This is a genomic window from Streptomyces thermoalcalitolerans, assembly GCF_039525155.1.
GTDB lineage: Bacteria > Actinomycetota > Actinomycetes > Streptomycetales > Streptomycetaceae > Streptomyces > Streptomyces thermovulgaris.
This window is the reverse complement of the sequence record NZ_BAAAHG010000011.1, coordinates 135,133-146,801: the sequence shown is the minus strand read 5'-3', so window position 1 is coordinate 146,801 and position 11,669 is coordinate 135,133. Positions and strand designations below refer to the sequence as shown.

Here is an 11,669-nt window from a genome sequence, read left to right as displayed (position 1 = left end):
TCCTGCCGGCCGGGGCGCCGGCCGAGCTGCGCGGGGCCCGGGCGGTGGCGCGGGGCACGATCGCACTGCGGGAGCGCGCCCGGTTCGCCGCGGTGGCCCTGGTCGACGGCCGCGTCGGTGCCGTGGTCGCCCCGCGCGGGCGACTGCTGTTCGCACTGAGGATCGACGTCGAGGACGGCCGGGTCGCCTCCTACGAGGTGGTCGCCGCCCCGGAACGGCTGCGGCTGCTGCGGCTGGCCGTCCTCGACGCGCCGGAGGCCGGGTTCAGTCCTCCTCCGGCACCGTGACGGCGCCACGGGGCAGGTCCGGGCGGCTTCCTTGACCAGCGGGTCGCCGCCGCCGTCCTCCAGGCCGGGCAGCAGGGTGCTGAAGCCGTCGTCGTCCTGGGTGAAGACACCCGGGTCTTTCACGGCTGCATTCCTCCACACACCGCGGATTTGGTCCATGCCAAAAATGGGGTGCCGGCACCCCGAACGTCCTCCGCGCAGAGGAAGGACTCTTTTTCTGCTCGCCGGCGGCCCACACCTTTGCCCAGGCCGTTGGCGGGCAACAAGGGATTGCACGGTTGTGCACAAAGGGCTCCCGATACTGCCTTGTTGACCATTTTCAATGGCGTTCGGAAGCGCTTGTGCGCTTCCGGCGGATGCCTCTGCGGCGCGCGAGCGGCCCGTCGGCCGGACGCGACGGCCACGGCGGCCGGTGCGCGGCGGTCCCGGCGGTCCGGCACGGTGCGACCGTGCCGCTCCGCGCCGCAGCCCCGGGATTCGACTCCTTCCGGCCCTTCCGACCCTTCCGGGCGCAAACGCTCTGATTTTCTCGTGGAAAATCCACTGAAACCGCTGAGCGGGGATATTCAGGAACACAGGAGTGCCGGGCCGCGGAGCCGACCGGCCGGCCCGCGCGCCGCACAGCACGGACAAGCGCCCGCGCCCCACGGCCCTCTTCCCCGCACCGGCCGGGTCACGGTGGAGGGCTCAGGCACGGCCCTTCTTCGGCTTCGCCGGCCAGACACCCGTCGAACGCTGGACCGCCGTGGCCCCCGCGCGGTCCACGGCACTGCGCACCACGGCGAAGATCGCGCCCTGGACGGCCGCCGCGAGCAGGATCTCTCCCCAGCGGCGGTCCGCGTCGAGCGGATCGGGTGCGTCGTCCTCGTGCCGGATGGCCTTCCAGGTCGCACGGAAGGCCAGTCCGGCCAGCGCACCGCCGGCCCAGCTCAGCGCGAAGCCGAGCGGCTGGTAGGCGAGCGGGAGCTTGTGCTTCTTCTTGTTCTTGGCCACCTGTGTCTCCTTTGCCGTGGGGAGGGCGTGGGTGTGTCAGGGCCTGCCCCGCGCGGGGACCTCCTCGCCGGGTGGTACGGGGCCCGGCGGCGTGCCGTCACCGAAGGGGCGCCCGCCGAGTTTCTCGCGGTGATGCGGGGTCAGCCAGCCGGACAGGTCGGGCCCGAGGGGCACGATGCCGGTGGGGTTGATGCCGGTGTGCACCTGGTAGTAGTGCCGCTTGATGTGGTCGAAGTCGACCGTGTCGCCGAAGCCGGGCGTCTGGTACAGGTCGCGGGCGTACGCCCACAGCACGGGGTTCTCGGTCAGTTTCCAGCGGTTGCACTTGAAGTGACCGTGATAGACGGCGTCGAAACGGACCAGCGTGGTGAACAGCCGGATGTCCGCCTCGGTGATCGTGTCGCCGACGAGGTAGCGCTGCCCGGCCAGGCGGTCCGCCAGCAGCTCCAGCCGCCGGAACACGCCCGCGCACGCGGCCTCGTACTCCTCCTGGCTCGTGGCGAAGCCCGCCCGGTACACCCCGTTGTTGACGTCCTCGTACACCTCCTCCATCACCGTGTCGATCTCGTCGCGCAGCGCCTGCGGATACAGATCGGGCGCCCCCGGACGGTGCAGGGCCGTCCACTCGGTGGCGAAGTCGAGCGTGATCTGCTGGAAGTCGTTGGTGACCAGTACGCCGCTGGGCACGTCGACGATCGCGGGCACACTGACCCCGCCGGGGTAACCCGTCTCCCGCCGGTCGTAGGCCTCGCTCAGGAAGCGGATGCCGAGCACGGGGTCACGGCCGTCGGGGTCGAGCGTGAAACGCCAGCTGCGGTCGTCCTGGATCGGGTCGACGACGGCCAGCGACAGGGCGTTCTCCAGCCCCAGCAGCCGCCGCGACACCAGTGCCCTGCTCGCCCAGGGACAGGCACGGCTGACCACCAGCCGGTAGCGTCCGGGTTCCACCGGCCAGCCGTCCCGCCCATCGGCGGTGATCCGGTCCGTGAAGTGGCTCCTGGACCGCTTGAAGGGTTTGCGGCCGTAGGCGGCGTTGCCCTTGCCCCCTGCGCTCATGTCGTCCTCCCTGCTCGGGGGATGCCCTGGTGAACGCGTTCCCCGAAATCCGTCGTCGGCACGGTGCGTCCCGTGCCGCCCGGGGCGGTCGGCGCATCTGAGCGGAGGATCCGGAAAGCACCCGGCGGACGGGACGCGGAACCGCCACGCAACCACATCCGGGCCATGCGAGGAAGGACCCGGGGCCGCGGCGTCCTCGCCGTGCCCGCCGCGCTCGTCGTGCTTGTGCCCGTCGTGCTCGTCGTGCTTGTGCCCGTCGTGCTCGTTGTGCTTGTGCTCGTCGTGCTTGCCGGTCGTACTCGTTCGTTGTGCTTGCCGTACGCGCGGCGCACGCACTATGGCCGTAGCAGTCGCCGAGGCCGCCGACGGCGCGTCGGGCGCCTGCCGCGGGCCCGGACGGCGAGCGGCGGCGTGGAGACGGCCGCTCACGACGAGGACGCGCCCGGACGGCGGGCAGGCGGAGGAAAGCATGACGGAGCCCCGCCGCGACGGGGGGAGCGCGACGGGGCCCGGAGCACGGGTGCCCGGGCCGGGGCGGCTCATGCCCCTGGGCCCGGATTCTTCTCGTCCCGTCCCGGCCGATGCGTCGGCCGGTGGGTCAGTTGACCGGCTCCAGCACGAAGACCGGGATCTCCCGCGAGGTCTTCTTCTGGTACTCGGCGTACGGGGGAAACGCGGCGACGGCCCGCTCCCACCACTCGGCCTTCTCCTCACCGGTGACCTCACGGGCCATCATGTCCCGTTTGACCGGGCCGTCCTGCAGCTCGACCCGGGGGTTGGCCTTGAGGTTGAAGTACCAGAGCGGGTGCTTGGGCGCACCTCCCTGGGAGGCCACCGCGACATAGCGTCCGTTGTGCTCCACGCGCATCACCGGCGTCTTGCGGATCTTTCCGCTGCGTGCCCCCAGGATGGTCAGCACGACGACGGGCAACCCCGTGTCCAGCAGCGTGGTCCCCTTGGTGCCACCGGAGCTCTCGTACAGCTCCACCTGCTCCCGCACCCACTGGATCGGACTGGGTTCGTACTCGCCCTCAAGAGGCATGCCGCCCCTCCTTCGTCGCATCCTGTGACCGATCGTGCGACGTCATTCAACATCCACGCCGTCCCCCTTCATTCCACGGCTTCATTCCACGGCTTCATCCCACGACTTCATCCCACTGCTCCATCCCGTCGCTTCACCCCACTGCCGTCCCCCGCCTCCGTTCCCACCGCACCGAGCACCGCCTCCGGGGACACCTGCCTCATCCCGGCGGCATCAGCATCCGTACCGCCAGCGCGGTGATCACGCAGCTGGACACGAGCGCCGTCACCAGCCGCCCCCGATGGCCGGTCAGGGCCCGGCCGAGCAGTGCGCCGCCGCCGGCGAGCAGCAGTTGCCAGCTCGCGGAGGCGGCGAAGGCCGCGAGGACGAACGCCGCCTGCTCCATCGGTGCTGCGGCGTGCGCGGCACGGCTGCCGAGCACCAGCGCCGTGAAGTAGATCAGAGTGGCGGGGTTGAGCAGGGTGATCCCGAGCAGCACCAGGTACGCGCGTACCGGGCTCGGCACGGGCGGGTCGGTGCGGGTGGCGAGCCGGTGCCCGCGGTACTGCCGCAGGGCGACGACCGCGCCTCTCAGGGCCAGTGCCGCCAGCACCAGCGCCGACGCCCAGCGCAGCGGCACCAGCACCGGCTGCAGCAAGCCCGCCAGGGCCGAGCCGCCCAGTGCGGCCAGCAGGGCGTAGAGACCGTCGGCGGTGGCGACGCCGAGCGCGGCGCAGAAACCGGTCCGCAGGGAGGTGCGCGAGGTGAGGGTGACGAGGTAGGTCCCGACGGCGCCCACGGGCACGGCGATGCCGTAGCCCGCGAGCAGCCCGGCGACGAGCGCCGAGGTCACGGCAGCACGGGACCGTGCCTCCGGGGGCGGCCGGGCTGCTGCTGGGTCCGCGGTGCCAGGTCGGCGGCGGACGGCAGCAGCAGGGACACATCGGTCGTGAGCATGGCCGGATCCTGCATGCCGTGCGGTTCCGGTGGCAACCGATTTACCCTGTGACTTGGGTGATTTCTGGCCAGTTTTTCCGGATCGCCCGCCTGGCCGGGTTTTTCGTCGCACCATTGGATGCCTCGGGCACCCAGTGGATACGACACGGCGCACCCTTCGTCTGCGAGGTCTTTCATGACGAACTCGACCGACCTGCCCCCACTCGTCGCCTTCCCCCAGGACCGGAGCTGCCCCTACCACCCGCCCACCGGCTACGACCCGCTGCGCGCCGCCCGGCCGCTGGCCCGCATCCGGCTCTACGACGGCCGTCCGGCCTGGCTCGTGACCGGCCACGAGCTCGCCCGTGACCTGCTGGCCGACCCCCGGCTGTCCACGGACCGCACCCACCCGGGCTTTCCGGCCACCACGCCCCGCTTCGCCGCGGTCCGCGACCGCAGGCCCGCACTCCTGGGCGTCGACGGCCCCCGGCACCGCGCCCAGCGGCGCATGATGATCCCGAGCTTCACCCTCAAGCGCGCCACCGAGCTCAGGCCCCGGATCCAGGAGATCGTCGACCGTCTGCTGGACGAGATGATCGCGCAAGGGCCGCCCGCCGAGCTGGTGCGCTCCTTCGCACTGCCGGTGCCGTCCATGGTGATCTGCGCGCTGCTCGGCGTGCCCTATGCCGACCACGAGTTCTTCGAGGCACAGTCGAGGCGGCTGCTGCGCGGACCGACGGCCGAGGACACCCGGGACGCCCGGGACCGGCTCCAGGAGTACCTGGACGCGCTGATCGACCGCAAGCAGCGGGAGCCCGGTGAGGGCCTGCTGGACGAGCTGATCCAGCAGCGGCTGCACAAGGGCGAGCTCGACCGCGAGGAGCTGACCGCCCTGGCGATGATCCTCCTGGTCGCGGGTCACGAGACCACCGCCAACATGATCTCCCTGGGCACCTACACCCTTCTGCTGCACCCCGACCGGCTGGCCGAACTGCGCGCCGACCCCTCCCTGCTGCCCGCCGCGGTCGAGGAGCTGCTGCGGCTGCTGTCCATCGCGGACGGGCTGCTGCGCCTGGCCACCGAGGACATCGAGGTCGCCGGGGTCACGATCAGGGCCGGGGACGGCGTGGTCTTCTCCACCTCCGTCATCAACCGGGACGAGGACGCCTACCCCGATCCCGACACCCTCGACTGGCACCGCCCGGCCCGCCACCACATCGCCTTCGGCTTCGGCATCCACCAGTGCCTCGGGCAGAATCTCGCCCGCGCCGAGCTCGAGATCGCCCTGCGCACTCTTTTCGAGAGGCTGCCCGGGCTCCGGCTCGCCGCCCCGCCGGACGAGATCCCCTTCAAGCCCGGCGACACCATTCAGGGGATGCTGGAACTCCCGGTGACCTGGTGAGGGGCTGCCGTCATGCGCATCCGTATCGACAAGGACCGCTGCATCGGCGCCGGGCAGTGCGCCCTGACCGCCCCGGGTGTCTTCACCCAGGACGACGACGGCTTGAGCACCCTGCTGCCCGGCCGGGAGGACGGCGGCGGCGACCCGATGGTCAAGGAAGCCGCCCGGGCCTGCCCCGTGGGCGCCATCACGGTCTTTGAGGACGACGAGTGAGCCCGAAGGCCGAACAGGCCGAACAAGCCGGACGAGACGAGAAGGACGGGTGAGCCCGGAAGCACGGAAGGAGCTGTGCGAAGGGCTGCCCGCGCTCGGCGGCCGTGAAGCCGGTGGCGTGGGCCGGGCGGACCACCCGGCCCACGCCCCGGGAGGTCCTGCGGCGGTCGGGCCCCACGGCACCACCGGTGCGTGACGGGTGGCCGGCCGCGCGACCGGCCACTCCCCCGCCGTGCATCGGCTCCCCTCCGTCTCCCCCGCCTCCCCTCCGCATCCTCTCCGCCCCCCTGCGTTCCCGTCCTTGTGTGGACGGACGGTCCCGTCCCCCTTTCGGTGTGGGCCATCCGGTGTTCCGGCGGGCAGGGCCGGGCACGGTGGTTCAGCATGACGATGTGACGAAGACCGTGAACACGATGCGTGCCGTCAGTCAGGACGTCCTCGGGGGCCCCGAGGTGCTGAAGGTGATCGAGGCGGAACGGCCCGTGCCACGCCCCAACGAGGTGCTGGTGCGGGTGCGGGCCGCCGGGGTGAACCCCACCGACTGGAAGCACCGGGCCACCGGCGGCTTCCTGGGAAAGCCGCCGTTCGTGCTGGGCTGGGACGTCTCCGGTGTCGTCGAGGCGACCGGGATCGGTGCGTCCCTCTTCCGGCCGGGGGACGAGGTCTTCGGCATGCTGCCCTACCCGTTCGGCCATGGTTCGCACGCCGAGTACGTCACCGCCCCGGCCCGCGCCTTCGCCCTCAAGCCCGCCGGGATCGACCACATCCAGGCGGGCGCGCTGCCGCTGGTGTCGCTGACCGCCTGGCAGGCACTGGTGGAACGGGCGGACCTCCGCGAGGGACAGCGGGTGCTGATCCACGCGGCGGCCGGTGGAGTCGGTCATGTGGCCGTGCAGATCGCCAAGGCGCGCGGAGCGTATGTCATCGGCACCGCGAGCGCGGGCAAGCACGACTTCCTGCGCGGGATCGGTGTGGACGAACCGGTCGACTACCGGACGACCGACTTCACCGAGGCCGTGCGGGACGTCGACGTCGTACTGGACACCATCGGCGGCGACACCTCCCTGCGCTCACTGCGGGTGCTGCGCCCGGGCGGGATCGTGGTGTCGCTCCTGCCGGTCGGCTCCGACGACTTCCACAAGGAGGCCGACCGGCTCGGTGTGCGGGCGCTGCGGATGCTGGTCGACGCCGACCACCACGGCATGAGGACGATCGCGAGACTCGTCGAGGAGGGACGGCTGCGCGCCGAGATCGCCGGCATCTTCCCGCTGGCAGAGGCCGCCAGGGCTCACGAGCTCGGTGAAACCGATCGCACCACGGGCAAACTGGTCCTGCTGGCCGAGTGACCACAACTGGTCACAAATGGACTGCAGTTGACGGCGATTCAGAGACATATGTCAATCGAACATGCTGGAATTCCCTCCGACAGGGGTACCTTGCCGTGCAGAAGCCGCTTGGAGGCGAAGTCGTCGTGGCGAATCAACCCGCGCCGCTGACCCGGCATCTGCGCATCCGCCGGGAGCGTGAGCACACCGTGCTGGAGTTCCACGGCGAGATCGACATCGCCGCGGCGGCCGAGATCGCCCCGTACCTGGACCGGGCCACGGCCCGGCCCGGGGCCCGGGTCGTGATCGATCTGAGCGGAGTCGACTTCTTCGACTGCTCCGGGTTACGCCTGCTGTACCGGGTCCGCAGCCAGGTGCTGAGCCAGAACGGGGAGCTGCGCCTGGTGTGCACGCATCCGCTGACTCTGCGCATCCTCAAGGTGACCGGTCTGGCCCGGCTGCTGCCCCCGCAGCCGACCCTGGAGGCGGCCCTGGGGCAGCCCGAGGCCGCGTCCGACCCGGTGTGAGCCCCGGCGGGCGCCGGCGCCGCGCGGGGAAGGGGTCCTCGGCCCGTCCCCGTGATGTCCTCTGCCTCCGTGAGCCCTCTGCCGTCTTGAGCCTTCTCCTTGTGCCTCCTCCCTCCTCTCCGGCACGAGGGATCCTCTCCGGCACGGGGGAGGTACGACCGCTCCGGTCCCGTGCCACCGCGGTTCCTCGGCTTCGAGGTGCGCATCCCCACGGGGTCTGATCGACGGAGGCCTCGCCGAACAGGGCCGATGCACGCACGCACCCCGCACACGCGCACACCGCGCACGTACGCCCCGGATCCTCTCAACAACTGTTCTGCACACAGGAGTTGACGACTTTTTATTTCACCCCCTTCAATAGGGCGACCTTTTCTTCACCCCCCCACACCAGTCGGCGTGCCCTGCGCGGGCCGCCGCACGGAAGAGAGAACCATGGCTCGTCCACGCCTGCTCCGCAGATGTCTCCTCACCGCGCTGTCGGCCGTCCTGGCCGGCTCCGCCATGGTCGCCACCCCCGCACACGCGGACTCCCCTCACGTGAGCTCCTCCGAGGTCTCCGCCACCGCGACGTTCTCCGACACCTTCGACGGACCCGCCGGTGCGCCCGTCGACTCCACCAAGTGGCGTCTGGAAACCGGCGACAACGTCAACAACCACGAGCGGCAGTACTACACCTCGAGCACTCGCAACGCCGCCCTGGACGGCCAGGGCCACCTGGTCATCACCGCTCGCCGTGAGAACCCGGCCAACTACCAGTGCTGGTACGGCACCTGCCAGTACACCTCGGCCCGGCTGAACACCTCCGGCAAGTTCGCCGCGCAGTACGGGCACGTGGAGGCCCGGATGAAGATCCCGCGCGGCCAGGGCATGTGGCCCGCGTTCTGGATGCTCGGCAACGACTTCGGGTACGAGCCCGGGAAGGTCCCCTGGCCGGACGCCGGTGAGATCGACATCATGGAGAACGTCGGCTACGAGCCCTCCACGATCCACGGCACCATCCACGGCCCCGGCTACTCCGGCACGGGCGGCATAGGCGCGGCGTACACCCTGCCGGGCGGCCGGGCCTTCGCGGACGACTTCCACACCTTCGCCATCGACTGGGCGCCCGACTCGATCACCTGGTCGGTGGACGGCGTCGTCTACCAGCGCCGTACGCCCGCCGACCTGGGCGGGAAGAAGTGGGTGTTCAACAAGCCGTTCTTCCTGATCCTGAACCTGGCCGTGGGCGGCGACTGGCCGGGCGATCCGAACGGCTCCACGCAGTTCCCGGCGCAGCTCGTGGTCGACTCGGTCTCGGTGACCACGAGCAACGCGCCCACCGGCCGCCCGATCCGGGGCCTGGCCGGCAAGTGCGTGGACGTGGCCGGAGCGAACCCCGCCAATGGCACCCCGGTGCAGCTCTACGACTGCAACGGCACCGCGGCCCAGCAGTGGACGTTCGCCCCGGACGGCTCCCTGCGCGCTCTCGGCAAGTGCCTGGACGTCAAGGACCACGGCACCGCGGACGGCTCCCCCGTCCAGCTGTGGGACTGCAGCGGCAACCCCAACCAGAAGTGGGTCCTCTCCTCGGGCCACGACATCGTCAACCCGCAGGCGAACAAGTGTTTGGATGTCACCGAGAACAATCCGGCCAACGGCACCCGGCTGCAGATCTGGACCTGCACCGGCGGTGCCAACCAGAAGTGGACGGTCGGCTGAGCCTGCGGGAGGCTACCTGACGGTCCAGGTGAACTTGTCACCGCCGACCCAGCGGATCACGTCCGGGTCGTCCAGGTCATGGATGCTGATACCGAAGGCGGCGGCGGTTTCGAGTACGTCGGTGATGCTCTTCGCCTCGCCGACCACCTCCCCGTCGATCTCCACGATGCGGAAGGGCGGATTGCCCGGCTGCACACCGAGCACCATGATGCGCGGCCGGGAGATGTGGAGGCCAGCCTCAGTCATGTCACCAGCGTAGGACGCCGGGCGCCGGACGGCCGGTTCTCACCGCCGGGCAAGTCCGCGCCCCGCAGCCTCCACGGCCTTCCGCACCGTCGACCCCCATCGTTCCCGTGCTCACCCGACCGGGTGAGCACGGGAACGTGCGTTCTACCCTCCTGTGCGTCCCGCCCTCCTGGCGCTGGCGCTCCCGCGTCCCCTCCGCATCCTTGTCCCGGCCCCGATCACGGACCGGTGCCGGACGTGCCGGGCGGAGGCCGTGCCCGGACGCCGTACACCGGGGAACCGGGCACCGTACACCGGGGAACCGGGTGCCGTACGTGAGTGCCCCGGGCTCCGCGCAGGGGCGATGCCTCCGCCCGCCGTCTGCGTCTCCGCCCGCCGTCTGCGTCGATCCGCCGGGAGCGGGTACTCGGGAGGCCGCACAGTCAGCCGCCCCGAGAGGAGCCGAAGGTGAGCAGCGCTTCGGGCAGCAGGGTCGTCGTCACGGGTGCCACCGGCAATGTCGGCACGAGTGTCGTCCGTGTTCTCTCCGAGGATCCGGAGATCGGGTCGGTGCGGGGACTGGCCCGCCGCATCCCCCAGTGGTCGCCGCCGAAGACCGAGTGGTCGGCAGTCGACCTGTCGTCCGAACAGTCCAACCTGGCCGGGGAATTCTCAGGTGCCGACGCCGTGATCCACCTGGCCTGGGCCTTCCAGCCGACGCACGATCCGGCGGTCACCTGGCGGACCAATGTGCTCGGCGGCATCCGGGTCTTCGAGGCGGTGTCCGCCGCACGGGTGCCGGTTCTGATCCATGCCTCTTCGGTCGGCGCGTACTCGCCGGGACCGAAGGACCGCACGGTGGACGAGTCATGGCCGACCCACGGCTGGCCGGACGCCGCGTACTGCCGGGAGAAGGCGTATCTGGAGCGGGCCCTGGACACCTTCGAGCGGGACCATCCCGAGGTGCGGGTGGTCCGTATGCGCCCGGCCTTCCTGTTCAAGCGGCAGGCGGCGAACGAGCAGCGCCGCATCTTCGGCGGCCGGTTCCTGCCGGCCCAGCTGGTCCGGCCCGAGCTGCTGCCGTTCCTGCCGGACGTGCCCGGCCTGCGGGTGCAGGCCCTGCACACCGACGACGCCGCCCGCGCCTACCGGCTGGCGCTGCACCGCGAGGTGCGGGGGCCGTTCAACCTCGCCGCCGAGCCGCCGCTGGACGCCCCTGTCCTGGCCGAGATGCTCGGCTCCCGGCCCGTGCGGCTGCCGCGCACCGCCGCGCGCTCGGCGATCGCCGCCGCCTGGGGGCTGCATCTGCTCCCCGCCTCCCCGCACCTCTTCGACGCGGTGCTGCGTCTGCCCCTGATGGACTGCACCCGGGCCCACACCGAACTGGACTGGCATCCGGAGCACACGGCGACCGAGGCTCTGCAGGAGCTCCTGGAGGGCCTGCGGACGGGCGAGGGCGCGGACACCGAACCCCTGCGGGGCCGCAAGGCGGGCTGAGCCGCGCCCCGGGCCGGCGGTCGGCCGCCGGCCCGTCAGTCGTCAGTCCCCCCGTCGGTCCTCGTCGGTTCGGAGGACTCGTCCGGCTCAGTCCTCAGTCGGAGGGCTCGTCCGGCACGGGCTGTTCGGACGGCTCACGTCCGGGTGACGCGATGTCCGAGTGCGGGGCGCTCCGCCGTCCGGTGCCCGCCTCGTCGGTGTCGGGGACATCGGTGCCGGCGGCGCCCTCGTCGGCCGCATCGACCGCGTCGGACCCGGTCCACTCCGGCTCCAGGGCGACCTCCCAGGGGTCCTCACCGGTGTGGGCCTGCTGATCCGGCGGGTCCCGGGGAACGGGCGCGCCGTTCTCACCGGGTGTCCCACCGCGGTGACCGGTCACGGCGTACTCCCTTCTTCCTCGCTTCTTCCTCGGCTCTCCCCCGGCCTCTCCTCGGCTCTTCCTCGGCGTGGTCGGGCGACGCGCGAGTACCTTGCCGGTGATCCCCGAAA

The 11,669-nt window shown here is 71.3% G+C and carries 12 protein-coding genes and 2 pseudogenes; 7 read left to right on the top strand and 7 right to left on the bottom strand.

Going from position 1 to position 11,669, the window contains the following annotated elements; all coding sequences use genetic code 11:
* Positions 1–287, top strand: a pseudogene (locus ABD224_RS09770) (RNA polymerase subunit sigma-70); the annotation flags it as partial.
* Between the two features lie 6 nt (positions 288–293).
* Here ABD224_RS09770 and ABD224_RS29430 read toward each other — a convergent pair.
* The 5 genes and pseudogenes from ABD224_RS29430 to ABD224_RS09750 form a co-directional block, all read right to left on the bottom strand.
* Positions 294–446 (bottom strand): annotated as a pseudogene (locus ABD224_RS29430) (ferredoxin); the annotation flags it as partial.
* 528 nt (positions 447–974) lie between these two features.
* A complete protein-coding gene (locus ABD224_RS09765; protein WP_344048995.1) occupies positions 975–1,280 on the bottom strand; it encodes a DUF4235 domain-containing protein in 306 nt (101 codons plus the stop codon).
* Positions 1,281–1,316: 36 nt separating this feature from the next.
* The gene (locus tag ABD224_RS09760; protein WP_344048994.1) at positions 1,317–2,336 is read right to left on the bottom strand and encodes a glutathione S-transferase family protein; all 1,020 of its coding nucleotides are present in this window, start codon (positions 2,334–2,336) and stop codon (positions 1,317–1,319) included.
* 598 nt (positions 2,337–2,934) lie between these two features.
* The gene (locus ABD224_RS09755; protein WP_344048993.1) at positions 2,935–3,378 is read right to left on the bottom strand and encodes a nitroreductase family deazaflavin-dependent oxidoreductase; all 444 of its coding nucleotides are present in this window, start codon (positions 3,376–3,378) and stop codon (positions 2,935–2,937) included.
* A 199-nt stretch (positions 3,379–3,577) separates the two neighbouring features.
* Complete coding sequence (locus ABD224_RS09750; protein WP_344048992.1) at positions 3,578–4,210, bottom strand: LysE family transporter; 633 nt, start codon at positions 4,208–4,210, stop codon at positions 3,578–3,580.
* Positions 4,211–4,489: 279 nt separating this feature from the next.
* On the opposite strand from ABD224_RS09750, the gene ABD224_RS09745 reads away from it, so the two are divergent.
* The 5 genes from ABD224_RS09745 to ABD224_RS09725 all read left to right on the top strand — a co-directional run bounded on the left by ABD224_RS09745 (position 4,490) and on the right by ABD224_RS09725 (position 9,458).
* The gene (locus ABD224_RS09745; protein WP_344048991.1) at positions 4,490–5,695 is read left to right on the top strand and encodes a cytochrome P450; all 1,206 of its coding nucleotides are present in this window, start codon (positions 4,490–4,492) and stop codon (positions 5,693–5,695) included.
* 12 nt (positions 5,696–5,707) lie between these two features.
* A complete protein-coding gene (locus ABD224_RS09740) occupies positions 5,708–5,908 on the top strand; it encodes a ferredoxin (protein WP_344048990.1) in 201 nt (66 codons plus the stop codon).
* Positions 5,909–6,321: 413 nt separating this feature from the next.
* The gene (locus ABD224_RS09735; RefSeq protein ID WP_344049003.1) at positions 6,322–7,254 is read left to right on the top strand and encodes an NADP-dependent oxidoreductase; all 933 of its coding nucleotides are present in this window, start codon (positions 6,322–6,324) and stop codon (positions 7,252–7,254) included.
* Positions 7,255–7,379: 125 nt separating this feature from the next.
* A complete protein-coding gene (locus ABD224_RS09730) occupies positions 7,380–7,760 on the top strand; it encodes an anti-sigma factor antagonist (protein WP_344048989.1) in 381 nt (126 codons plus the stop codon).
* A gap of 432 nt (positions 7,761–8,192) precedes the next feature.
* Positions 8,193–9,458 carry a lectin gene (locus ABD224_RS09725; RefSeq protein ID WP_344048988.1) on the top strand — a complete coding sequence of 422 codons (1,266 nt, stop codon included), beginning with the start codon at positions 8,193–8,195 and terminating at the stop codon, positions 9,456–9,458.
* Positions 9,459–9,470: 12 nt separating this feature from the next.
* On the opposite strand, the gene ABD224_RS09720 is transcribed toward ABD224_RS09725, so the two are convergent.
* Positions 9,471–9,704 (bottom strand): hypothetical protein, encoded by a 234-nt coding sequence (locus tag ABD224_RS09720; RefSeq protein ID WP_344048987.1) that lies wholly within the window; start codon positions 9,702–9,704, stop codon positions 9,471–9,473.
* 447 nt (positions 9,705–10,151) lie between these two features.
* Between ABD224_RS09720 and ABD224_RS09715 the strand changes: the two genes are divergently transcribed.
* On the top strand, positions 10,152–11,180 hold the full coding sequence (locus ABD224_RS09715; RefSeq protein ID WP_344048986.1) for an SDR family oxidoreductase: 1,029 nt from the start codon (positions 10,152–10,154) through the stop codon (positions 11,178–11,180).
* Between the two features lie 94 nt (positions 11,181–11,274).
* On the opposite strand, the gene ABD224_RS09710 is transcribed toward ABD224_RS09715, so the two are convergent.
* Positions 11,275–11,559 carry a hypothetical protein gene (locus tag ABD224_RS09710; RefSeq protein WP_344048985.1) on the bottom strand — a complete coding sequence of 95 codons (285 nt, stop codon included), beginning with the start codon at positions 11,557–11,559 and terminating at the stop codon, positions 11,275–11,277.
* Positions 11,560–11,669 lie beyond the last annotated feature (110 nt).